Origin of the sequence: Paenibacillus sp. 3LSP, assembly GCF_032465655.1 — a bacterium.
In the GTDB taxonomy this organism is placed as follows: domain Bacteria; phylum Bacillota; class Bacilli; order Paenibacillales; family Paenibacillaceae; genus Fontibacillus; species Fontibacillus barengoltzii.
The window spans coordinates 1-23,254 of sequence record NZ_JAWDJI010000115.1 but is presented as its reverse complement, the minus strand read 5'-3'; the positions used below and the strand labels follow the sequence as shown (position 1 = coordinate 23,254).

Here is a 23,254-nt window from a genome sequence, read left to right as displayed (position 1 = left end):
CCCCTCACCTCCGGCAGCAGGCCGGGGGTGAGGGGCACGGGCGCGCCCAGCAGCGCGGCACAGCGCGCTGCGCGCGCCTCGGCGGCCGCGTCCAGCTGCGCCAGGGCGCGGGCCGCGGGCAGGCGCGCCGCCAGCTCGGCGCGCCGGGCGAGCGCCGCCTCCGCTGCGGCGGCGCGGCGCGGCGACGGCGCGGCGAGCAGCGCGTCGATCACGTCCACAGCCGCGCGGCGATAACGCGCGGCGATGCCAGCGCCTACCGCTGCCGCATAATGTAGCGTCGACTCGCCGGACAGCATTGCCCCGCCGGGTAGCGGCTCCGTGATCCACGCCTCCGCCGGCTTCGGCATCCGTTCGTCGAGCTGCTGCTCCCAAATCTCGCCCCAGAGCTCCAGTTCCTGGCCGATCACCCGCAACTCCTGGCGCACATGCCAGTCCAGCTGCGCTTCAACTTGTTCGGCCAGCGCCTGCAAAAATTCGCTTTGCCGCTTCTGCTTCTCCGCTTCCGTCTTCCCGGCAGCGAACCAGCCTTTCACTTTAAAGCCCGGCGCCTGGCTCTCTAAATAACGTCCCGCCTGCTCCCGGAGCGGCGGCGTCATCAGTTGGGCCGTCTCCAGCAGGCTGCTAATGCGGCGCAGCCATTCCTGCTTTCTCGTCTCCCATAGATGCTCAGCTGACGGACCCGCCAGTTCCAGCTGCCGCAGCTCCTCCTCCATCGCGGAAACGTCCGTCTCTCCGCCGGCTTCCGCCTCCAGCTGCTCACGTTGGGACTGCTCCGCCGCAGCCGCACGAGCCAGATATCCTTCAACCGACTGGGCAGCTGAAGCATAAGCACTGTACTCCAGCAAACCTTCTCCCCGTGCAAACAAATGGCCGATCACTTCCCGCAGCTGCGGAAGCATATTGCCAGGGGCGTCCTCTTGTTTCAACGAGATATAAAAGATCCCCTGCGCCTGAATATTCCAGTACCGGAACGCCTGGCTGACGGAAGCCTGATACGCGGTAAAGGGCAGTTCCTCTTCCCGATGCTTATCAATTTGGTTTACGATCATATAAACAGGTTTACCGTAATCACTTAACGATTTGGCAAAGCTTAAGTTCGTCTCCGAAGATACATGGTTATAGTCCATCACGTAAAAAACGACGTCCGCCAAGTGCAACGCCGAATGCGTGGCCATCGCGTGGCCGGCATCATTGGAGTCGACCCCTGGCGTATCCAGCAGAACGCCGCCGCGTGGCGGCAGCTCCACCCGATCCCACAGTTCAACGCGGGTGTATTCCTCCCCATTGCGGCAATACGCAGCCACCTCGTCCACCGGCACCTCGACCTTCGGTTTCCCCGGATCGGCTGGCGTCAGCAGCGCGCGTGGCTCCCCTTCCCGGATCAGGACCACATTGGCGCTGGTAGGCAGCGGGCTGGCCGGCATCACCGTCTTTCCGCTTAACGTATTAATCAGACTCGACTTCCCTGCAGAGAAATGGCCGCAAAACGCCGCGACCAGCTCCCGCCGTTCCAGCTTATCGCCCACTTCTCGAAGCTCCGCCGCCGAAGTAGCATCTCCTTCCTGCTCCAGCAAGTGTTGCAGCTGATGCAGCCGCTCCTGCAGTTCGTAGTCCGTTTTCGTCATCGTCTGATCCATCCATGCCCCTCCGTTTTCCACGCTGCGAAATCAAGTTTCATTTTAATTATTCATATTTTAACATTTCCCCGGGCGGTTGGAAACGCTCCCTATTTGCAGCTTCCTTACGGGCTTTCTGTACAACAAAACCGCCCCCAAACGGAGACGGTTCAAGATGTATTAATATAACCCGGCCTCTCGATCCGCCAACACCTTTCCGGTGAGCGACAGATCGTAGTCGCCTAACGAGGAGAGCACCCCGCGCAACGCGTCGGATTCCAACGTTTCGCGCAGCTTGGCAATCCACTCGCGATTTTCCGGCTTGTTCATGACGACGAGATCCACCCGCTCCTGAGTGAGCGGAATAAACTCAAGTCCGGCAATCTTCGCCGGTCTTTCACTGCCGACTCCAACGTCCGCCTGACCGAGAGTAATTCGTCCGCCCAGCCCCATATGCGATGTTTCCTCTTGATCGTATCCATTAATGGAATCCGGTGAAATCCCGTGCATGCGCAGTTGCTCATCCAATAGCACCCGAGCGCCGGAGCCTTTTTCCCGATTAATTAACCGAATTCCCGGCCGCGCCAGATCCTCCCAGGAGCGAATCCCCAGCGGATTGCCCTGCTTGACGTAAAATCCAGCCCTCCGCGTCGCAAAGTTCAACACCATATAAGGAAGGGAAATAAACAACTTGCGAATATACGGCAAATTATACTCTCCCGTATCTCCGTCATACAGATGGGTACTCACGATATCTGCCGCACCATGATACATGGCCACCAAGCTGTCCATACTGCTGGCAAAAGAACGCAGCGGCCGGCACCCCCGAAGTCTGGATTCCAGTGCTTTCGCCAGCAGATCCAATCCCGTGTCCTGCCCGGTAATGACCAGCGTCTTCGCACCGTTCGGCGTTTCTCCCCTATCTACATCCGACTGAGGCGGCATAGTATAGGGCGCCGCTTGGAAAGCCGGTATACCGGCGGCAGCATGAGGTGCTGTCCCGCCTTTGGCTCTCTGCTTATAAGCTTCCAGATCAGTGGAATCCACTCGCATCTGTTTACCCACCCGGTAAGCGGGAAGTTCTCCTTTTTTGATCAGGTCATAGACCGTTAGCTTAGACACCTTCAACAGTTTAGCGATTTCCTCGGCGGTATATGAGATCGGTTCGGTCATAGCGCACTCCTTCATCCGTTCCACATCAGTTCATGCAACTAGACTCATCTTACCGGGGATTCCTCTTTTTTTCAATGAAGATTCCCTAGGGGTCTATACAATTCGTTATGTTTTGTATAATCTAGTTATAATTAGATATAACTAAGGTGGTTTACCTATGCATAAATTTATGAAAGAGCCTATCTTAGCTGTACTCTCAGCCATTCTGATCATTCTATCTTCCGGTTGCGGCCATCCTGCTGCCTCGTCTGCACCGGTCAAGGACCCGTCTGATTCTACGGAAGAAGTCGAGTTGCTCATCTCCGCCGCTGCCAGCTTAACTGAGAGCCTAAGTGAACTTCAGAGCTTGTATGAAGCCGAGCATCCCCAAGTGAAGCTGACTTTTAATTATGCGGCTTCCGGCACGCTTCAGCAGCAGATTGAACAAGGCGCACCGGTTGACCTGTTCCTGTCTGCCGGAACGAAACAAATGAACGTCTTGCTTGACAAAGGACTCATCAACGAGAGTCTCACCACCAACCTAGTGACGAATAACTTGGTCCTGATCGTCCCTAAGGAAGATGCTGTGGTGATCCAACGCATGGACGATTTAAGCAAACTCGGCGATATCGCCATGGGCACCCCTGAATCGGTTCCAGCCGGAAAATACGCACAGCAAGCTCTAGCCTACCATCAGCTTTGGGACACGTTGCAATCCCATTTGGTGCTGACGAAGGACGTCAAACAGGTGCTGTCTTATGTGGAAACCGGCAATGTTGACGCCGGGTTCGTGTACAAAACCGATGCAGCCCTTTCCGACAAAGTGAAAGTGGCCTTGACCGCAGAACCTGAAAGCCATGACCCGATTGAATATCCGATCGGCGTGCTTAAGGGCAGCGCCCATCCCGACGAAGCGAAAGCTATCTACGAATTTATATTAAGCGATCAAGCCCGGCAAGTATTCATCAAATACGGGTTCACCCCGATGGAGTAACCATATATGCATACATTTGAATTCTCGGACTCCTTCTGGGAGCCAGTCACCTTATCTCTGCAAGTGTCCATTGCCGCCACGATCATTGCCTTTGCGGCAGGATTGCTGGTGGCGTGGCGCATGTCCGCCGCCACTTTTTATGGGAAGACGTTGGTGGAAACCGCCTTTCTCCTTCCGCTGGTCCTTCCGCCAAGCGTGGTCGGCTTTATTTTATTGGTGGTGTTGGGGAAAAACAGTTGGATCGGCCAGGCCGCGGAACGCCTGTTCCACATCAGCTTTGTGTTTCAGCCGATTGGTGCCGTGGTCGCGGCGGCTGTTGTCAGCTTCCCGCTGATCTATCAAACGTTGAAGTCCGGCTTCCTTGAAGTGGATAAGCATCTGAAAGACGCCGCTCGTTCACAGGGCGCCGGGGAATGGCAGGTGCTGATCTATATCGTGCTTCCACTCGCCGCGCGTTCGCTGCAGGCGGCCTTTATTCTCGGGTTTGCCCGTGCGCTGGGGGAATTTGGGGCAACGATGATGATCGCCGGCAACATTCCCGGCCGCACTCAAACGATACCGACGGCTATTTATTTTGCCGTTGATACCGGTAACCTTCAGCTGGCTTGGGCGTTAACAGGCTGCACGATCCTGCTCTCCTTCGGACTGCTGATGATCTCTTCGCGCCTAAGAAACGATAGATGAACGAACAAGCTCTAACAACAAAAATCCCCTCGAATGTGCGTGAGTTTCACAAGCGCATTCGAGGGGATTTCATTTTCTCTTTTTTGAAAAAAAGAGGGATATAAGCTCTACTTCACCGCAACTTCTGCGGTTTCAGTTGGAAGCAGGACTTCAAACACCTTGCCGTGCTGTAAAATGGTAATGCCGCGTGTTTTATCCTTCATCACGACAACCTCAGGCTTTGCGGACATCCGCTCCAAATAATGCTCAGGCACTTCACCGGAGTCGCTGACCATCAGCCCGTCCACTTCACGTTCGTCATTTTCACCTAAATTCAAATCAAGAACTTGTTCAAATACGTCCGAGAACTGTTCAAAGTTGTCGGTATACACAGAAATGCATCTCATGTGGTCTCTCATCCTCACCTATGGGTTATCTTATTTTGCCGCATTTTTCTTAGGTTTTCTGTTTTGCGGCGTTTTCATACGTTTTTTGCCCTCCCGGCAAACGTCAAGCAGCGGGCAAACATCACATTTAGGGGCTTGCGCCTTGCAGTGATACCTTCCGAAAAAGATTAAGCGATGATGCGTTAACGTCCACTCCTCTTTAGGTACCCGTTTCATCAGCTTCTTTTCCACTTCGAGAACGGAATCGTTCCATCCGGCTAATCCTAACCGTTTGCTGACGCGCTCCACATGCGTGTCAACGGCAATTGCCGGAACCCCAAAGGCGTTGGATACGACAACGTTGGCCGTCTTACGCCCCACCCCGGGCAGTTCAACCAACTTCTCATGTTCCCTGGGCACCTCGCCGCCGTACCGTTCCAGCAAGATCCGGCACAAACTTTGAATATGCTTGGCTTTGCTGCGGTACAAGCCAATTTTACGGATATCTTGTTCCAGCTCCTCCAACGGAACCGAGACGTAATCCTCCGGCGTTTTATACTTCTTAAATAAATCAGCCGTAACTTTATTGACCGTAGCGTCGGTGCACTGCGCGGACAGGAGGACGGCAATCGTAAGCTCAAAGGCATTCTCGTGGTTCAACTCACAGCGCGCATCCGGAAACATGGCACCGATGGTGTCTAAAATATGGCGGACATCAGCCGCGTTCATGTCTCCACTCCTTTCCTGGAGGCCCTGCTGGCCGCTTGGTTTTATCCGCGAAAAAACCGTCTTGACTCGGGAAACATCCCGCATCAAGACGGTTGATCTCACGAAATAATGATTATTGCTTTTCGACTTCAACCAGCTTGTCTCCGTTGAAATACAAAACAATTTTATCATTAATCTGGAGGGATTGCACGGATATTGTCGTGTCACCTTGGTGAAAATACGTATCCGCTGTTACCGCAAAGCGATAATTGTTGTCAGACGTGGAGGACCGCAAGACAATAATTTCCTTGCTTACCCCATCGTAACGGGAGAATTTGCGTTCTTGCGCCGTCAGCACCTTCACGACAACTGCACCGTTTGTATCTTTGCGAACTTCAACATGATCATTGGTCGTTAGCGATGTCACGCTTGTGCTGACTTCTGTCCCACGTTGAACTTTCACGCCGTTAGCTAAGGAATAAGTTTCCACATTGCCGGCAAAAGATTTCACCAGCAAGCTCGAACCATCCACACTTTGGATCTTTCCTAACGTCAGCTTCACGACTTGCAGCGAGATCGCTGATTGTCCGTTAAACGTAACATTGATTGTTTGTCCCGCTTTCAGGTCGCTGACTTTAATGGCCCCGCCATTTTCGCCAAGCAGTACAGCTTGATCTACATAGAATTCAGAGGTTACGCCGTTCGCTGTTGCCCGAATGCGGCTGTTCGTGGTATTCACCGAAACGACCTCAAACTGAATGGTGCTCTTCACCGCCAGCGTTTGCAGCGCGTCTTGATTCGCTGTCAGCATCGCGGTAACTGGATCCCCGGCTTTGAGATCAGCCAGCGAGGCATTCGCTTTCCCATAAATGCTGATCGTTGGCGTCGTTCCTTGATAAGGAACTTCTACGGTTTTGCCATTGTTCTGCAAAATCGTAATTTTCTTCGCGGAGGTATTGGCCGATACATAAGTGCCTTCGTACTTGTAGGTCACATCCACATTAACTGCGCGTGAACCTACAACGGTCAGATCCACTTTGCGGCCTTTGGACAGCAACGACTCCAGACCGGATAACGTTGGGTTCGTTGTGTTGTAGCTGTATTTCGTCTTCTCATCGATGACGAACACATACGGTTTCTCCGCCGCATCCAGGACGGTAAGCGCCTTGGTTTTCGCGTCATAGTTGATCACCGTTGCGCTCTCCAATTTCTCGGATTGACGCCCCGTAACTACGATCTTCGTCACTTCGTCGTCGGGATTCAGGGTCAATTCAACCTTGTCCCCGCCCTTTTCATCCGTGATCAGATCGTCCAGGCTCGCGTCTGCGATCCCGTTGATTTCCACGGTCACGTTCTTCGCCAGCCGCTTGATTTCATCACGTCCGCCGGCATTGGTGTAGCTCAGCAACGTATCGCCAACGAGATCCAGCAAGGTCCCGGTCACGGTTCGTTCTGTCGCTTGGGTCACAACTAAGGAGGCCAGCACGCCGTCCTTCACTTCAAACGTAACCGATGCCCCTTCTTTCACTTCGCCCATCTGACTTAGAACTTGGTTTTGGTAGAGCAAAATCGTCTTATCGTTGTATTTGAACGTTTCTTCATTGCCGTTGGCAAGCTTGATCGTAACGTTCTTCCCGGTAAGATCAATCTTCGAAACCGTACCGTTGCCGGAAATATTCGCCACAGATTGCAGCTGAATAATCACTGGCTTCTTGTCAGGCGTAAACGTCTCACGTTGAACAACTACCGTGCTATCAGTCGTTAAGTCGCTAGCTTTGATGGAGTTCCCGTACTGATCAACAAACGCTGTGCTGCTATCATAGGTCAAGGTTACTGGAGTGTTATTTACTAGAACCAGCAATTGATTATTTCCTGGGTTCCATAATACCGTTCCTTCCGAGCGCTCCAACTGCTGGTTCGGATCGGTTACTTCTACATATGCGGCTGAGCCCACCTTATCCACGGCCAGCACTTTCGTATACAGCTTCAAGGCGCTTTGCGTTGTTCTCGTTTCGGAATCCTTCGTGAAATAGACCGAACGGTTATCCAACGTAAAGCTCTTCATCTGTCCGTTCGTATACAACGTCAGCTTGCTGTCCGTAAGCTCGGTAACAATCCCCTCGTAGACGTTGGCATAGCCCGGGTTGACGTATTCACTGCCGCGGCTAAAGAAGGTTGCGATTTGGGCTCGCGTGACTTTGCCCAGTGGATCGAACCGGTTGCCCTCCACCCCGTTGGTCAGCTTCAGTTGAACCGCAACATTCACGTATCCTCGCGCGTTCGCGGAGATGCTGGTTTGGTCGGCAAAGCCGGTTGGCAGCGTTGCGGAGGCTTTCGCTTCCGCGTCTTTCCCCAACGCGCGAACGAGCAGCTTGGCCACCCATTCCCGGGAAGCCTTCTTCTCACCCCAAGCTTCGCCTTCCTTCGTGGATGCGAGCTCTTCGTTTTTGTCAATCAAATTTTTCGACAGTGCCAGCTCCAAATAAGGTTTAAAATAATTGCCAACTTTCAGATCTGCCGGAGCTCCGGCACCGTTGCCGAGTTGCGAATCCAGGTTCATGAACCGGATCGCCATCGTAATCGCTTCCTGCTGGGTGACGTTGTCGCCCGGACGGAACTTGCCGGCATCGCCTAGCAGAATGCCTTCAGCTGCTAATTTGTATATATGTTTCTCCGCCCAAAAACCGTTCGGTACGTCGCTAAACAAGGATACCGACGCAACGCTTTGCGAGGTGGTTACAGCCGGCGTTTCCTCGGCGAATGCCGCCGTCGTCCCGCCCAAGCACATGGCCGTGACCAGCATCGCGGAGACCGCTTTCCGGGTACTGCGTTGAAACGTGCGTTTATAGGATGCCATCAAATTCTTCCTTTCTACAAAAAAGATCTCCTTAAACCATTCGACGGCGGACGGGCGAGTTCCTCCCCAATCCCTTAATTTCTTACTAATGGATGCGTCAGTTCGACATGACCCATCAAAGTATCCACGGGAGCGCCGTCAACCAGCACATCGATCGCCTCGACTTCGTCGAATTGGAACAACGTGTTCTTCAGCGCATCTATCGCTAACGCCTCCCCGCCTGCTCCAAGGCGCGCTTCATCCGGAAGCGTTAAATCAACGGTAACCGTTCCGTCCTTGAAGTCAGCCGAATGAAACTCCGCTTTGCCCCATAGAGAGAATTGGCTTGCGGTATTAGGGGTTTGCAGCGCTTTGAGGGCGGCTAAATATTTGTCTTGCTCCGCCGGATAAGAGATCTCACGGCTCTCTTTGCTGAGCTCTAGCATCTGTTCATCGGTAAAATAAACCTCAATGCTCTCCGTCTTCAGCTGCGGTTGATCGACTCCGCCCGCTCCTTGCGTTGCATCGGAATTTTGCGGGGTTGCCTCGTTTGGTGCTTGTACACTTCCTTGGTTCGCCTCGGCATTCCCTGCTCCAGCATCCGGAGCAGCCTGCGGCTTCTGCCCGCAGCCGCTGCTCAAGGCGAGCAGAAGTACCAGGATTCCGAGGATGATGCTTCTTCTTCTGTTCACGGTGACTTCCTCCTTCGCCCGGCGATCACTGAAGGCCGAGATATTCTTTAATACCGTCAACGATACCCTGGGCAACTTTACTCCGGTACGCATCGGTTGCCAACAGTGCATCATCGTTCTTGTTGCTTAAGTACCCGCATTCCAGCAGCACGGCCGGCATCGTCGTTTCCCGGGTCACGTGCAAGCTTTGCGTACGGACTTTGCGATCGGCCAAGCCGGAGGCTTGAACCAGATGCTTATGCATAACCTTCGCCAGATCCAGGCTGGCTGCCCGCGTATAATAGGTCTCCACACCGCTGGCCGAAGCAGAGCCGGAGTTCGCATGTACGGAGATAAAAATGTCCGCTTTAACGTTCTCGGCAATCTTCACCCGGTCAGACAACGTTGGATACGTATCGCTCTCGCGCGTTAGCACCAGATTGATGTTCGGATCGTTTTGCAGCAGTTCCTTCACCTTCAGCACAACCGCCAGGTTAAAATCTTTTTCCTTCTTCTTCGTAACACTAATGGCGCCCGGATCGCTTCCCCCGTGACCGGCATCCAGTACGACCGTCTTCTTCCCGCTGCCGCCGGAGGTTCCTCCGCCCTGACTTGAATCCGTGTTCAAATTAACGAAAATCAAGCCGTCATTCTCATTGACCAGCTGGTAATTCACCTTATGGTTCAAATCCAATACAATTCGAACCGTCGATGGATTGTTGCTGAACAACGCGTATCTAACCTTGGAAACATCCGGGTAATCCGTGATTTCAAGGCTTCCGCTCTTACTTGCGTCCAGCGGAGTGCCATTAGCCAACGTTTCGGCAAATTGAGCTTGCGGCAAATCGATCACAAGCCGCTCGGGACCACTCATCGTGAAGACATTAGGTGTTACATCCCTATCGACCGCAATCATTAAGCTGTTGTTGTCAAACGCGATCCCGGTCACATTCGCCAAATGGCTAGTATCTACTGGAGGCACAACCGTTCCCGGCTGCTCTACATCAGTTCCGTTGCCGTTCCCGGAGTCGTTGCCAGACCCGGCATTGCCGGTATTCCCGCTTCCGCTGCCAGAGCTTGGCGTCGTCAAATAGGCAGCCTTCGCTGTGTTATCCCATGCAACTTGCAGCCCCATTTGCTCACTGATAAACCGCATAGGTACGAGCGTAGTATCTTGGGCAAGCTTCGGCGCGACGGGCAGTTTGATCTCGCTTCCATTGACGGAAGCGGTGGTTTGATTCACGACAAGAATAAGCATTGTACCGGGTTGCTTTATGGTTACCGTGCGCGTCTTCTTCTCATAGTTGACGTCAAAACCTAGCTCCTCCGCGACGACACGAATTGGAATCATCACATTTCCATTCACATTTTGGACTTGTCCATTTTGGGGCAAAGCGAGTGCTTGCCCATCCAGATAAATACTCGTACTGCCGGACGCTGCATGACCGGTTTGCGCCATTACGAAGAGCAGCAACCAGCCGAACATGAGCGTCACCAAACTTTTTTTCTTCATCCGTCACCCCTACCTTTAGAATTTTTGCCTTGTGTTGCCGTAGGCGTTCATTTCCATTTCGACATCACCAGACGACATATTAGACGCCAATCGGCTTGGAAAGTTGCGAAAATCTGGCATTTTTCTGCTTAACATTTGCCAGTGTTTCCTATGAAAATCCTGTGTTTCCTGAATGCGGCAGAGAGACGAACGAAGCTGGACAGCTTCACTGTGGCAGCGTCTCCAGTACTGAGCGAGCCGCTGCCATGTGAGTGAGACAAACTCTCGGCGAGAGGGCCGCGGACGCTGTGGAGGAACACGTGTGCATAGATGGTCTCCGGCGGACAACGTTGAGGCCAACCTGCGCTCTAACGCTTGCCAGCAACGCTATTTGGCCCAAATCGAGGGCGTTGCGATTCTAACGCTTATGAGAGAGCTTATTTGCCCGTTCCACCCTCCAAATGGAGCCATTTGGCACAAATAAGCTCGCTGGCAAGCGTTAGAATTGAAATCTCCTTCATTTGCCCCAAATAAGCGCTGTGGCAAGCGTTAGCCGGAGATGCACACGTCACTGGCCAATTAGTAGCAAGTTGGCGCAGTTAGGCGCAATAGCCAACCTGCGCTCTAACGCTTGCCAGCAACGCTATTAGGCCCAAAACGGAGGCGTTGCGATTCTAACACTTATGTGAAAGCTTATTTGCCGGTTTCCTCCTCCAAATGGAGCCATTTGGCGCAAATAAGCTCGCTGGCAAGCGTCAAAACGGATGCTTCGCGATTCTAACGCTTTATGAGAGGTAAGTTATCTCATTTGCGGCTAGGACCTATAAGCTTGAAGCAAAAAACAGCCCAGCAAATCCGCATTCGGATTTGCTGGGCTGGTATAGTCTGCTGCTGCCCGTCATCTTTATCTGCACTTCGTAGATGATGTACTTAGCGGTTCATCGGATGCTCCAGGTCCACGTGACCCATCAGTGATTCGACTTGCTGACCATCCACCGTCAACTCGATTTGCTGGACTTCCTCAAACTGAAACATTGTGTTCTTCAGCGCTTCGATTGCCAGCGACTCCCCGCCCGCACCAAGGCGTGCTTCGTCCGGCAAGTGAATATCGATCGCTAACTGCCCGCTCTCCGAGTCGAACTTCACCGTATTTAGAACCACCTTCTCCCAAAGGGAGAGCAGACTGTCTTCTGCAGTTTGCAGCGCCTCAAAGGCGCTTTCATATTTGCTCTGATCCGCTGTAAATTCAATCTCACGCGGCGTCTGCTTCAGCTCCAACATATCATCATCTGTCAAATAAACCTGGATAGTCAGCTTCTCCGCCCCCGCTTGTGCATCGGTTTGGGGATCCCCCGAATCATCAGTACCGTTCACCGGCCCCTGCACCTCTTGCATCTGAGTTTCACCTTGCTGCGCACCGCTGCTTAGCGCAGCTTCCCTCTGATGCTCATTCTCCGGAGGTGAAGCCGTCGGCTTGTTACCGCATCCTGCAGCAACCCCCAGCATGGCCACCAAAGCCAGCAATACCGCCACTTTTCTCTTCATGCCGCTTCCCTCCTTGTCATATCTTATCGATCATAAGCCCAGATATTCTTTAATACCCGCGACAATCCCTTCTGCCACACGTTGTTGAAACTCCTCCGTGTACATTAATTCGGCATCGGTCTTATTACTCAGATAACCGACCTCAAGCAGCACGGCTGGCATCTTCGTTTCCCGTGTGACATGCAGGCTACTCTTTCTAACGCCGCGATCTTTTAAGCCCGTTGCCTTCACCAAATGCTGGTGCATGACATTCGCAAGCGGAATGCTCTCGTCTCGAGTGTAATACGTTTCTGTACCGCTAGGGTTGCTTGGCGGATCGATACTGTTACCATGAATCGATACGAACACCGCAGCCCCTTGATCATTGGCTACCTTCACCCGATCCTGGAGCGTCATGGTGACGTCCGTCATACGGGTCAGGATGACCTCTAAACCCGCTTCCTGTCGGAGCAACGCTTCGACTTTCAGCGCCACAGCCAGTGTAAACTCCTTCTCCTGTTTCTTCGTGACACTGATCGCCCCAGGCTGGCTGCCGCCATGACCTGCATCGATCACAACCAGCGGCCGGCCGCCTGCCACCGTATTGGTGCTAGGTACGTCTGCAGCCACTGTCAAATCAACGGTTACAAGCCCATCATCAAGGTTCGTGACCTTAAAATCTACGCTCCGGTTCAAATCGATGACAATCCGAACCGTTGACGGCGATTGGCTAAACAGCGAATACCGGATCTGGGAGACGTCCGGATAATCGCTGACGGCAAATTGACCGTTCCGACCTGCGTCCAAAGGATGAACATCCCCAAAAGTTGGAGCAAAGTCGGCGTTGGGAACATCAATGACGAGCCGCTCAGGACCGCTCATTTTAAATACGTTTGGGGTCACGCTGCCGGAAACGGCAAACATTAGACGGTTTTCGCTAAAGCTGATACCTTGGATCAACGCGATTGGGCTCTCGGCTTGGTTCCCCGTTGAAGCTCCCGGGTCGTATGTATGGTTATCCCCTGCCGCAGGCTGCCCTCCCGGAACGGAGTTTGGAGTCTCCGACCCTGGAGCTTGACTCGCCGTCCCCGGAACAACACCGGAGGCAGTGCCTCCTGCAGGACTCGTTAAGTAAGCGGACTTCGTAACATTGTCCCAGCTCACCTTCATCCCCATCTGTTCCCCTACGAAACGCAGCGGAACCAGCGTTGAATCTCCCTGCAGAAATGGAGCAGAACTCAGCTTCACCAGCTGACCGTCAACATAAGCGGTGTCTTGGCCCAGCGTAAGCTTCAGTTCGGTTCCCTCTTGGGAGATCGTAATCGTGCCGCTCTGCTTCTCCCAGCCAACTTGGTAACCCAAACCTTCGGCAACGACGCGCAGCGGCACCATTACGTTGCCTCCCACGATCCCCGCTTGGGCACCAGCAGGCTGTTCGAGCTCCTGGCCGTCCAGCACAATATGGGTGCCGGCTGCCTCCGCCGAGGCAGCGTAGGCGTTGTTCGCCAATCCCGGAAACACGAGCAAACCAACCAACATAAACATCATTAAGCCGAGTTTCTTCATCCGTAAATCCCTACCCCACCCTCGTTTTTTGCCGAATCAAGAATCTTGTTGCCGGATACGCCACCAGACGAGGATCCAGTGAGCATTGTAAACGTCAACATTCCTAAATCGTTGCTAATTACTTCCATAATATCAGAAAAAACTCTGGGCTGATAGACTTATATTTTCATAGATTGACAAAAAAAAGCCCCAGCTGCATCTCGCAGCCGGGACTTCCCGCCAAGTTCAGACGGTTTAAGCCAAATGCGCAAATTTCTTCTTCTCGTATGCCGCAATCAAATCTTCGTGCTGCAGCGTCAAACCGATATCGTCCAAGCCTTGCAGCAAAAACTGACGGCGGTGCTCATCCAGATCAAAGCTGATGTTCAAACCATACTCATCGGTGATCGTTTTTTGCTCCAGATCCACCGTCAGCTTGTATCCCTCATGGGCAGCTGTGCGCTGGAACAGTTCCTCCACTTGTTCTTCCGACAGCTTGATCGGCAGGATGCCGTTCTTAAAGCAGTTGTTATAGAAAATATCCGCAAAGGACGGTGCAATTACACAACGGAATCCGTAATCCAAAATAGCCCACGGTGCATGCTCCCGCGAAGAACCGCACCCGAAGTTCACGCGTGAAATCAGAATGGACGCACCAGCGTACCGCGGTTTGTTCAATTCGAACTCAGGATTCGGGTTCCCTTCCGTGTCAAACCGCCATTCATAGAACAGAAACTGACCAAATCCAGAACGCTCAATCCGTTTCAGAAATTGTTTAGGTATAATTGCATCGGTATCTACGTTGACACGGTCCACTGGACCTACGATCCCAGTATGTTTTACAAATGCTTCCATCGTCGATTCTCCCCTTTTCCCTTGATTAGCTCAGGACTTCACTCTTGATTTCCCATTCGCGCACGTCGACGAAATGACCTTTGATCGCCGCTGCTGCCGCCATCGCTGGAGAAACCAGATGGGTTCTGCCGCCGCGCCCTTGCCGTCCTTCAAAGTTACGGTTGGAGGTCGAAGCACAACGTTGCCCCGGCTGCAAGACGTCAGGGTTCATGGCCAGACACATACTGCAACCTGCATCACGCCATTCGAAGCCAGCTTCTTTGAAGATTTTGTCCAGACCTTCTTTCTCGGCTTGCAGCTTCACGCGGCCCGAACCTGGAACGACGATCGCCGTAACTTTGTCGGAAACCTTGTAGCCTTTCGCGATTTCCGCTGCTGCACGCAGGTCTTCGATCCGGCCGTTTGTACAGGAACCGATAAAGACGTAATCAATCGCGATATCCGTCATCGGCGTCCCTGGGGTCAAGCCCATGTATTCCAGCGCTTTCTCAGCGGCTTTGCGTTCATTCTCATTCTCGAAATCAGCTGGATTCGGCACCACACCGTTGATCCCCGTCCCCATCCCCGGGCTCGTTCCCCAGGTAACTTGCGGAATCAGCGAATCCACATCGAATTCGACGACGCGATCATAAGTTGCACCTTCATCGGTAGCCAGCTTCTTCCACTCTTCCACGGCTTGGTCGAATGCAGCTCCTTGCGGCACATGCTCGCGACCCCGCAGGTAATTAAACGTCGTTTCGTCCGGTGCAATCAAGCCTGCTCTTGCTCCGGCTTCAATCGACATATTACAAATCGTCATCCGCTCTTCCATGGACAGCTCACGAATCGCTTCACCTGTATACTCAATAACATAGCCGGTGGCGAAGTCCGTGCCGTACTTGGCGATGACACCCAGGATCATATCCTTTGCCGTTACCCCTGGTTTGCGTTTGCCCACAAAACGAACTTCCAGCGTTTTCGCTTTCGCCTGCTGCAAGCATTGGGTTGCCAGTACGTGTTCAACTTCACTCGTCCCAATCCCGAAAGCAAGTGCACCAAACGCACCGTGTGTGGACGTATGGCTGTCGCCGCAAACGATCGTTTTGCCCGGATGCGTCAGGCCCAGCTCCGGCCCCATAACGTGCACGACGCCTTGGTCAATCGTATCGAGGTCATACAAGGTGATGCCAAAATCGCGGCAGTTCTTGGCCAGCGTATCAATCTGCTGCTTCGAAATCGGGTCGGTAATGTTATAACGGTCTTTGGTTGGGACGTTATGGTCCATCGTAGCGAAGGTCAATTCAGGACGGCGCACTTTGCGTCCGCTAAGGCGAAGACCCTCAAATGCCTGCGGTGAAGTCACCTCGTGAACGAGGTGCAAATCGATATAGAGAATGCTCGGTTTGCCTTCCTCTTGATAAATAACATGGTTATCCCAGATTTTCTCGTACATTGTCTTTTTGCTGCTCATGATTAATCACCCCACAGAAGGATTCGTACACGTGATCAAGGCGAAAGGGCGGTTTGCTGCGCCCTCCGGCCTTGAATGTTGAATCTAATATAACATGATCGTGTTAATTGTTCCAAGATATAATATCTATAAACGCAATAGGTTTAGCTTATAAGTGGCACAAAAGGCGGCTGGCTACTTCACCAACCCGCCCCGCAGCGCCATCACAACCACCTGCGTCCGATCCTCGCAGCCAAACTTCTGCAAGATCCGGTGGACATGGGATTTTACCGTCCCTTCGGTAATAAACAACTTGGCCGCTATTTGCTCATTACGAAGTCCATAGGCCATCTCCTGGAGAATCTCCTGTTCGCGCTCAGTCAACGGCTCCAGCAACTTCACTTGCAGTACATTATCAGGAGCGGACAGTGATGCAGAGGCTATCGCTTCCTGCAAGGCGCCGGAGGCAAGTTTCGTCTTATAGATGGCTTCTCCCCGATAAGCTGCCCGGATCGCTTCAATCATGTCGCTTGCTTCCGCATCTTTTAATAGGTAGCCGACAGCGCCGGCACGAATCCCTTCTAGCACATAGTCCTGATCATCAAACGTCGTCAAAATCACGATTTTAACCCCTGTTTGCTGCGCCATGATTCGCTTTGTCGCTTCAATTCCGTCCATGAACGGCATCTGTACATCCATCAGAATGACATCCGGACGCAGCTCCTCCGCCATTTTGACCGCATCGTTTCCGTTTCCCGCTTCACCAACGATCTGCAGATCAGGCTGCAAGCTGAGAATATAGCCAAAGCCTTGGCGAATCATGTTCTGATCGTCAACGAGCATCACTTTAATCCGGTTTGCTTCCGTCATGAGCCTCCTCCTTTCCTTCCGTATCCTGTTGGTTTGGCTCGCTCAACACCGGGAGTTTGGCCACAATCTCCAAGCCGCTTGGTTCATGTGCCGCAACCTGCAAACTTCCGCCGATCTCCTCCACCCGAGTTCGCATCGTTTTTATCCCAAACCCTTCGGTGATGGGCTGCCCGACTGGCAGCTTGCCGTTATCCCGAATGCGCATCACGACCTGATCCATCTCCTTCCATAGACGGACTTCCACCTCGGTGGCTTCCGCATGGCGTACCACATTGGTGCTGGCTTCTTGTAATATTTTAAACAGAATCCCGTAGACTTTGTCTCCCAAATCCTCATCTGGCAGCTCGTCATCCATCACGCAGCGAATTCCGGATGAAGCTTCAAAACGTGACAGTAGGGCTTTTAGGGCAGATTTGCCGGAGAACGAGGAGTCATCCGCCAGCGCATGAACGGAGTTGCGGATATCTTGAAGACCCTGACGTGCGACGACCAACATCTCATCAATCGTTTGTTCCGATCGTTCAGGATCCTGCCGGACCATGAACCGCAGCGCTTGGAGTTGGACGATCAAGGACGTGAGGCTGTGGCCGACGGAATCATGAATTTCTCTGGCGATGCGCGTACGCTCCTCCAAGATCGCAAACCGCATCGAGGTTACGGAAGCCTCCTGCAATTCATCATACGCCTTCCGCAGCTCTGCAATATGACGGAGATTTTGCTCATGCATTTCTTGACGCAACATCCGACGGCGAATAACAGAGTACAGAAAGATCGCAAGCGAGATATAGCTCATGATCTCAGGCAGATTTAAGGCGCCATAATGGATGAATAGAACGGCCGTAATCAACAGCGTCAGGATAGCAGGCCACAGCGGCTTCGGCATAATCAAGCGGAACAGTGCATAAAACACGACGAAAATGAGGAAGTAGACCAACTCCCAATCCTGATACCAGACAAAATTCATCCCCGTAATCACAACAAGCAGACCCAATGCCGCCCAGGCATGCTTGGGAGTCCATTGGGATTTCGGAAGGAACAGGATGCAGGCATAACTCAGCCAAATCAGCCCGTTCAAGGCACTTTGAGACGGGGTTCCGTCAAACAGCCCGGCCGAAAACATGGAAATTAAGATAACCACGCTGATGACAGCAGGTCGAAGGAGAATTGTGCTTTTTCCCATGGACATCGAAACGTGACCTCCAAACGTTGGATGTCTTTACCTTATCATAGCCTATCTCTATCTGGAGATAGAAATTTGACGGTGGCAATTCTAACCCGAGACAGTCTCGAACGAGTGCGGATGTGTACAGAGCTCGATCTGTTCCTTACTGGACGAGCACGATCAATGCGGGGAGCGTCAAAAAGGAAGCGAGGGTCGTCCATACGATACATTTTGATACTAGACCCGAGGCGGCATCAAATCGCTCGGCCAGCACAACGGCATTCACCGCAACCGGCATACAGGCTTGAATGAACAAGACTGAAAACAGCAGACCCGAAATGCCCAGTAGCTTTAATGTTACAAGAGCCACAAACGGTGCTAGTAGCAAGCGAATGGCCGTCCCCGTCCAAAATCCGGCAGGCTTAACCTGCTTCGCCTCCGCCCGACCAACCTTCATCATTTGCGCGCCTAAGATCGTCAGCACCACCGGCGAATAAGCGTCCGCGACCATGCCTATCCCTTGCTCCAACCCGGCTGTCAGGTGAAGCCCAAAGCATTTTAGAAATACAGCCAGCGCCGCCGCATACACCGCTGGCAGGGTAAACACCGATTTGACTGCGTTTTGAACAGAAAACTGGGAACGTGCCGCAAAATAAACACCTGCCGTATTCACAATGATCATTTGCGTGATGACGTATACGGAAGCTTTATCTAGACCCAGTTGGCCAAAGGCCAGCAGCACGAGCGGCAGTCCGTAGTTGGCGCTGTTCGTTAAGGTGGAGATCAGTGTCAGGCCGGCCTGCTCCGCCGGATCCAGGCGGGCGATCTTCCCGATCCCTTGGGCAATGCCCCACATAAACAGCAGATTCACCAGGGCGAAGCCGATCGTACTGTACAGCTCATCCGTGGAGATATGGGCACCCCGCAGCGTGTCAAAGATTATTGCCGGACTTAGCACGTACAAATACAACGTAAGCAGCGGCTTCGTGTCCCAGGCGCGAAACCGGGCCAGCAGCGCCCCGGCGGCAACCGGAACCGCCAGCGGCACCAGAACGCCTAACAGCGTCGATACAACCGAATGGAGCATCACAGCACCCCCTTCTTTAAACTGCCTCCTATTTTAAAGGCCGGATCCTTCCATCGTCCAAGACTTGAAAGCAATATGGTTGATAGACAAAGCCTATACCCCTATCTTCACTCGAAAAAAGAGCAACCCATCCGAGAAACTTCCCGGCTTGGATTGCTCCATTTCTACACAAGTCTTAAAACGAATCGATCCCCATCACATGATCCAGCGGTACCGGTCCGATGCTGCGGCTGTCATTACTGTTGTTCCGGTTATCCCCCATCACAAATACGTGGTTCTCCGGTACATGCCATATCTGCGCCGCGCTGGGATCCATCTGCTCCTTGATGTAAGGTTCCTCCAGCTGTTGCCCATTGCGGAACACATGTCCATCCTTCACTTCAATCGTATCACCTGGCAAGCCGATCACGCGTTTGACATAGAAAACATCGTCCTCTTCCCTACCGGAAAGCCAAGTGATGATCGGATGCTCCTTCACATCGTCCCAGAACGTACGGCTCCGGTCTACCCGGCTGTCGATGATGACGATGTCGCCATAAGCCGGCAGCTTCTCCAACACATGCGTAAACTTCCAAGCGTAAATGCGTTGATTGTCCGTCAAGGTTGGTTCCATCGAATGACCGTCAACTTTATAAGGTTGAATGATAAAAATGCCGATAATCATGCTAAGTACAAAGCCTAGGACGATGGAGAAGCCCCATCCGCCGAGTTCTTTCCACCATGTTTTCCGTTTCAAGCGAAAAACCTCCACACTCTTGATGTTTGTCTCTTATTATAAAGGCAAGTCACATACCAATACAAATATCTATATGTTATAGTGTACTTATAGGTTATACTTATAAGATCAGGAAGGTTTATTCCTTAATGAACCAAAGGGGTTAATGCTATGGAACTTCGTCAACTTCTATACACTTTAAAGATCGCTGAGGAAAAGAACTTCTCCCGGGCCGCCGACAAGCTCCACATCGCTCAGCCGTCACTCAGCCAGCAGCTGTCCAAGCTGGAACAGGAGCTCGGGGTGAAGCTGTTCCAGCGCAATACGAGTACGGTTGAGCTAACCTATGCCGGTGCCAGCTTTATTGCGCACGCGCAAAAAATCATGGACGCCGTCGCCCAACTCCGTCAGGAAATGGACGACATTTCCCAGCTCAGAGCAGGCCGCGTTGTGGTCGGCAGTATGCCGATTACCGGCTCTCACCTGCTCCCTTACGTGCTTCCTGCGTTTAAAGCGAGTTACCCCAACATTCAAGTGACCCTGTTGGAAGATACGTCCCTGAACCTGGAGAAACTGACGGCCGAAGGCGGTACTGACCTCAGCCTGCTGTCCCTGCCGTTGCAGGAGCCCACGCTCTCTTACGAACCGGTTGGTGAAGAGATCATCGATTTGGCAGTTCCTCCGGACCATCCGCTGACGAAATTGCCCGGGGTATTAGAGCAGGGTGTTCAGATGAAGCAACTGGAAAACGAACCGTTTATCGTGCTCAAAAAAGGCCAGGGCTTCCGTAAAATGACTGCCGACCTATGCCGGGAGGCCGGGTTCGAGCCGAATGTCGTCTTTGAGAGCAACAATATCGAAACCGTACAATCGCTGGTAGCCGCCGGGATGGGCATTACACTGGTGCCGCGGTTTATCGCCCGAGCGAAACGCAGCGAGTTGATCCCGGCGTATTTACCTCTCGCCGCTCCAGCCCCAAGCCGGACGCTAGTGATCGCCTACCGCAAAGGACGTTATCTGTCCAAAGCTGCGGAGGCTTTTATCGAGACGTTTAAAAAGACGATGAAGGAACGCCAAACGTCACATCAATCATAAGCTTGCGGACGGCGGTCGTCGAAGACGGGAATCCGACGGCGGACTTGATCAACCAACGTCAGGTCAATGCTGGCGATGACCACTTCCTCTGCTTCGCCGCCCTCAGCCACGATCTCCCCCCAGGGGTCGATGATCATCGAATGGCCGAAAAACTCATCGCCGCCACTTTTCCCCGTCCGGTTGCAGGCGATGACGTACATTTGATTTTCGATCGCCCGCGCAGTGAGCAGCGTACGCCAGTGGTTAAGCCGCGGGATCGGCCATTCCGCCGCCACAAACAGCAGCTTCGCCCCGCGTAACGCCAAGCTGCGGGTCAGCTCTGGGAAGCGGATATCGTAACAGATGGCTGCCCCGGCCGTCACGCCATCCAGCTCAAACGTCGCGCTCCGTTCTCCCGGTTGCAGATACTTCTCCTCTTCCATCAGTCGAAACAGATGAATTTTAGAGTATGCGGCCACCTCATCCCCGTTGCGGTCAAAGACCAGCATCGTATTGTAGACTTGACCGCTGCGATTTTCGGCAATCGAGCCGCCAATGATATGGATCCCATGACGCCGGGCGAAGGCAGACAGCCATGCCCGGTTGTGCTGTCCCTCCGGATCAGCCAACCGGCCAATTTCCGTCAAGGCGTATCCCGTATCCCACAGCTCCGGCAGCAGGATGACGTCTGGTTTCTCTGCAGCGTGAGCTGCTCGTTCCATTGCCTCCTCGAACTTGGTCCGGTTCACTTCGGGTTCCCCTAAGGCGACATCGCATTGAATCATGGCGATCCGCCAATGACTGGACTGTAGACTCACTTGCTTTTCACACCGCCTTTTCGTAGGCTTCACTTTGCTTAAATCTCATCATAATGGTGCCTGGGTTGAATCGCAAGCCGAACGTGAATGAAACCAAAAGAAGCGATGGTTGCGCCATTTCGGCGCTTTTCCCTTTGCAATACCAGGGGACGCGTGGTATGCTTACATTACATGAGAACCATAAACGGACATTTTGATAAAACGCATTGACGGGACCAGTACGAAAGTACGCGGCAAGACAGAGAGTAAATTCCACCGGCTGAAAGAATTTACATGCTAGCCCTTTCCGAATCCTATCCCTGAGCGGCCGGCCGAACAAGCCGGACAGCGCCCCTGTTACCGGGCATTGAAGTTGGATGAGCTTGTCTCATCAATAAAGGTGGTACCGCGGAAGTCGAAACTTTCGTCCTTTGCATGCAAAGGCGAAAGTTTTTTTATTTATATCTATCGTTCGAGGAGTGATCCCCATGCTGCGACGCATCGTCGTCAAAATTGGCAGCAGTTCGCTGACATCGTCAGAAGGAGGTTTAAACCGGGAGGCCGTGGCGTATTACGCATCCGAATTGGCCGGGTTGATTGAGGCCGGATACCAGCCATTGCTGGTCACCTCCGGCGCTGTGGCCGCCGGGTTTCGTGAAATCGGCTACTCCGAACGGCCTAAGCTGCTGCATGAGAAGCAGGCTTCGGCTGCCGTTGGTCAAGCGCTGCTGATGCAGGCTTATCGCGAAGAATTGGCTCGACACGGAGTGACTGCGGCCCAGGTGCTGCTGACCCGGTCCGATTTCCAAAACCGTAAGCGAACGGGCAACGCCAGCATGGCGATCGAAGAGCTGTTGAAGCGAAACGTGCTGCCGATTATTAACGAGAACGATACCGTTTCGCTGGATGAATTGAAGTTCGGCGACAACGATACGTTGTCCGCCCTTGTCGCTAACCTGATTCACGCCGATCACCTGCTGATCCTGACCGATATGGACGGTCTGTACACCAAGGATCCGCGTCTGGATCCACAGGCCCAGCGGATCAGCCGGGTCACGGAAATCACCGGCCAGATCTATGCGATCGCCGGCGGTGCCGGCTCCTCCGTCGGTACGGGCGGTATGAGGTCGAAAATTGACGCCGCGAAAATCGCTTCGCTCGGAGGCGTTCCGGTCTTCGTCGGAAAGGTCGCCTCCCCCGGCGATCTGCTGGCCGCTTTGCACGGCGATGGGCATGGCACCTATTTCGAAGCCCACGGTGCCTCGCTGCCGCGAAAGAAGCAGTGGCTGGGCTTCTTCTCCACCCCAATCGGGACGCTGACGGTAGATGCCGGTGCTGAGGAGGCGCTGATCCGCGGCGGACGAAGCTTGCTTCCCGTTGGCGTCAAAGAGGCCAGCGGACAGTTCCATACCGGCGATGTCGTAGAGGTTATCAGCGCAGGCGGCGAGGTATTGGGACGCGGCATCGTTAACTATGATGCGGAACAGCTCCACAGCATTCTCGGGCTCCCCAGCACCGAAGTATTCAAGAAGTTGGACAGCGTCCATCGTTTGGAAGTCATCCACCGGGACGAATGGATCTCATTAAAAGCATAATTCATCCATCCGTTTTCACAGGATTTTTAAGTCCAGCGGTATGATGTCAAGCTGTTGATTTAATCGAACTGGAAATTTCCCGT

General features: G+C 53.1%; 20 protein-coding genes. 4 read left to right on the top strand and 16 right to left on the bottom strand.

Annotated elements, in window-relative coordinates; translation table 11 throughout:
* Positions 1-1,637 (bottom strand): dynamin family protein (locus RW092_RS09180; protein WP_316010046.1); only part of this gene is annotated, 1,637 nt, incomplete at its 3' end.
* Between the two features lie 159 nt (positions 1,638-1,796).
* Positions 1,797-2,789 (bottom strand): substrate-binding domain-containing protein, encoded by a 993-nt coding sequence (locus tag RW092_RS09175; protein ID WP_316010045.1) that lies wholly within the window; start codon positions 2,787-2,789, stop codon positions 1,797-1,799.
* A 157-nt stretch (positions 2,790-2,946) separates the two neighbouring features.
* On the opposite strand from RW092_RS09175, the gene modA reads away from it, so the two are divergent.
* Both modA and modB read left to right on the top strand, forming a co-directional pair.
* Entirely contained in the window at positions 2,947-3,762 is an 816-nt protein-coding gene (gene modA, locus RW092_RS09170) for a molybdate ABC transporter substrate-binding protein (RefSeq protein WP_085278221.1), read from the top strand.
* Positions 3,763-3,768: 6 nt separating this feature from the next.
* The gene (gene modB, locus RW092_RS09165) at positions 3,769-4,446 is read left to right on the top strand and encodes a molybdate ABC transporter permease subunit (protein ID WP_085278220.1); all 678 of its coding nucleotides are present in this window, start codon (positions 3,769-3,771) and stop codon (positions 4,444-4,446) included.
* 107 nt (positions 4,447-4,553) lie between these two features.
* Here the strand turns inward: modB and RW092_RS09160 are convergent, their stop codons facing one another.
* From RW092_RS09160 to lepB, 13 genes are all read right to left on the bottom strand, one after another.
* Positions 4,554-4,832 carry a hypothetical protein gene (locus RW092_RS09160; protein WP_028537669.1) on the bottom strand — a complete coding sequence of 93 codons (279 nt, stop codon included), beginning with the start codon at positions 4,830-4,832 and terminating at the stop codon, positions 4,554-4,556.
* Positions 4,833-4,862: 30 nt separating this feature from the next.
* Positions 4,863-5,540: an endonuclease III gene (gene nth, locus RW092_RS09155; RefSeq protein WP_009225928.1), complete on the bottom strand. Its 678-nt coding sequence runs from the start codon at positions 5,538-5,540 to the stop codon at positions 4,863-4,865.
* A 112-nt stretch (positions 5,541-5,652) separates the two neighbouring features.
* Positions 5,653-8,376, bottom strand: coding sequence for an S-layer homology domain-containing protein (locus RW092_RS09150; RefSeq protein ID WP_316010044.1), 2,724 nt, complete (start codon positions 8,374-8,376; stop codon positions 5,653-5,655).
* 74 nt (positions 8,377-8,450) lie between these two features.
* Positions 8,451-9,047, bottom strand: a complete 597-nt coding sequence (locus RW092_RS09145) for a GerMN domain-containing protein (RefSeq protein WP_316010043.1) — start codon at positions 9,045-9,047, stop codon at positions 8,451-8,453.
* Positions 9,048-9,072: 25 nt separating this feature from the next.
* Complete coding sequence (locus tag RW092_RS09140) at positions 9,073-10,539, bottom strand: N-acetylmuramoyl-L-alanine amidase family protein (RefSeq protein WP_316010042.1); 1,467 nt, start codon at positions 10,537-10,539, stop codon at positions 9,073-9,075.
* A gap of 909 nt (positions 10,540-11,448) precedes the next feature.
* Positions 11,449-12,063, bottom strand: a complete 615-nt coding sequence (locus RW092_RS09135) for a GerMN domain-containing protein (RefSeq protein ID WP_316010041.1) — start codon at positions 12,061-12,063, stop codon at positions 11,449-11,451.
* Positions 12,064-12,093: 30 nt separating this feature from the next.
* On the bottom strand, positions 12,094-13,608 hold the full coding sequence (locus tag RW092_RS09130; protein ID WP_316010040.1) for an N-acetylmuramoyl-L-alanine amidase family protein: 1,515 nt from the start codon (positions 13,606-13,608) through the stop codon (positions 12,094-12,096).
* 234 nt (positions 13,609-13,842) lie between these two features.
* Positions 13,843-14,442 carry a 3-isopropylmalate dehydratase small subunit gene (gene leuD, locus RW092_RS09125; protein WP_009225922.1) on the bottom strand — a complete coding sequence of 200 codons (600 nt, stop codon included), beginning with the start codon at positions 14,440-14,442 and terminating at the stop codon, positions 13,843-13,845.
* Positions 14,443-14,467: 25 nt separating this feature from the next.
* The gene (gene leuC / locus RW092_RS09120) at positions 14,468-15,892 is read right to left on the bottom strand and encodes a 3-isopropylmalate dehydratase large subunit (RefSeq protein ID WP_028540199.1); all 1,425 of its coding nucleotides are present in this window, start codon (positions 15,890-15,892) and stop codon (positions 14,468-14,470) included.
* A gap of 174 nt (positions 15,893-16,066) precedes the next feature.
* Positions 16,067-16,741, bottom strand: coding sequence for a response regulator (locus RW092_RS09115; protein WP_028540198.1), 675 nt, complete (start codon positions 16,739-16,741; stop codon positions 16,067-16,069).
* Positions 16,719-17,927 carry a sensor histidine kinase gene (locus tag RW092_RS09110; RefSeq protein ID WP_316010039.1) on the bottom strand — a complete coding sequence of 403 codons (1,209 nt, stop codon included), beginning with the start codon at positions 17,925-17,927 and terminating at the stop codon, positions 16,719-16,721. The genes RW092_RS09115 and RW092_RS09110 overlap by 23 nt, the downstream gene beginning before the upstream one ends.
* Before the next feature lie 139 nt (positions 17,928-18,066).
* Positions 18,067-18,990, bottom strand: a complete 924-nt coding sequence (locus RW092_RS09105) for an AEC family transporter (RefSeq protein ID WP_016311873.1) — start codon at positions 18,988-18,990, stop codon at positions 18,067-18,069.
* Between the two features lie 175 nt (positions 18,991-19,165).
* Positions 19,166-19,726, bottom strand: coding sequence for a signal peptidase I (gene lepB / locus RW092_RS09100; RefSeq protein ID WP_016311872.1), 561 nt, complete (start codon positions 19,724-19,726; stop codon positions 19,166-19,168).
* Positions 19,727-19,876: 150 nt separating this feature from the next.
* Between lepB and RW092_RS09095 the strand changes: the two genes are divergently transcribed.
* Entirely contained in the window at positions 19,877-20,800 is a 924-nt protein-coding gene (locus tag RW092_RS09095; protein WP_016311871.1) for a LysR family transcriptional regulator, read from the top strand.
* Here RW092_RS09095 and RW092_RS09090 read toward each other — a convergent pair.
* Positions 20,791-21,564, bottom strand: a complete 774-nt coding sequence (locus tag RW092_RS09090) for a carbon-nitrogen family hydrolase (RefSeq protein ID WP_316010047.1) — start codon at positions 21,562-21,564, stop codon at positions 20,791-20,793. The genes RW092_RS09095 and RW092_RS09090 overlap by 10 nt on opposite strands.
* A gap of 500 nt (positions 21,565-22,064) precedes the next feature.
* Between RW092_RS09090 and proB the strand changes: the two genes are divergently transcribed.
* Positions 22,065-23,171, top strand: coding sequence for a glutamate 5-kinase (proB, locus tag RW092_RS09085; protein WP_028540194.1), 1,107 nt, complete (start codon positions 22,065-22,067; stop codon positions 23,169-23,171).
* Positions 23,172-23,254 lie beyond the last annotated feature (83 nt).

Excerpts from the sequence above, each read along its gene's own strand:
- RW092_RS09175 (WP_316010045.1), bottom strand. The coding sequence starts at position 2,789 with ATGACCGAACCGATCTCATATACCGCCGAGGAAATCGCTAAACTGTTG.
- modA (WP_085278221.1), top strand. The coding sequence starts at position 2,947 with ATGCATAAATTTATGAAAGAGCCTATCTTAGCTGTACTCTCAGCCATT.
- modB (WP_085278220.1), top strand. The coding sequence starts at position 3,769 with ATGCATACATTTGAATTCTCGGACTCCTTCTGGGAGCCAGTCACCTTA.
- RW092_RS09160 (WP_028537669.1), bottom strand. The coding sequence starts at position 4,832 with ATGAGATGCATTTCTGTGTATACCGACAACTTTGAACAGTTCTCGGAC.
- nth (WP_009225928.1), bottom strand. The coding sequence starts at position 5,540 with ATGAACGCGGCTGATGTCCGCCATATTTTAGACACCATCGGTGCCATG.
- RW092_RS09150 (WP_316010044.1), bottom strand. The coding sequence starts at position 8,376 with ATGGCATCCTATAAACGCACGTTTCAACGCAGTACCCGGAAAGCGGTC.
- RW092_RS09140 (WP_316010042.1), bottom strand. The coding sequence starts at position 10,539 with ATGAAGAAAAAAAGTTTGGTGACGCTCATGTTCGGCTGGTTGCTGCTC.
- RW092_RS09135 (WP_316010041.1), bottom strand. The coding sequence starts at position 12,063 with ATGAAGAGAAAAGTGGCGGTATTGCTGGCTTTGGTGGCCATGCTGGGG.
- RW092_RS09130 (WP_316010040.1), bottom strand. The coding sequence starts at position 13,608 with ATGAAGAAACTCGGCTTAATGATGTTTATGTTGGTTGGTTTGCTCGTG.
- leuD (WP_009225922.1), bottom strand. The coding sequence starts at position 14,442 with ATGGAAGCATTTGTAAAACATACTGGGATCGTAGGTCCAGTGGACCGT.
- leuC (WP_028540199.1), bottom strand. The coding sequence starts at position 15,892 with ATGAGCAGCAAAAAGACAATGTACGAGAAAATCTGGGATAACCATGTT.
- RW092_RS09115 (WP_028540198.1), bottom strand. The coding sequence starts at position 16,741 with ATGACGGAAGCAAACCGGATTAAAGTGATGCTCGTTGACGATCAGAAC.
- RW092_RS09110 (WP_316010039.1), bottom strand. The coding sequence starts at position 17,927 with ATGTCCATGGGAAAAAGCACAATTCTCCTTCGACCTGCTGTCATCAGC.
- RW092_RS09105 (WP_016311873.1), bottom strand. The coding sequence starts at position 18,990 with ATGCTCCATTCGGTTGTATCGACGCTGTTAGGCGTTCTGGTGCCGCTG.
- RW092_RS09095 (WP_016311871.1), top strand. The coding sequence starts at position 19,877 with ATGGAACTTCGTCAACTTCTATACACTTTAAAGATCGCTGAGGAAAAG.
- RW092_RS09090 (WP_316010047.1), bottom strand. The coding sequence starts at position 21,564 with ATGATTCAATGCGATGTCGCCTTAGGGGAACCCGAAGTGAACCGGACC.
- proB (WP_028540194.1), top strand. The coding sequence starts at position 22,065 with ATGCTGCGACGCATCGTCGTCAAAATTGGCAGCAGTTCGCTGACATCG.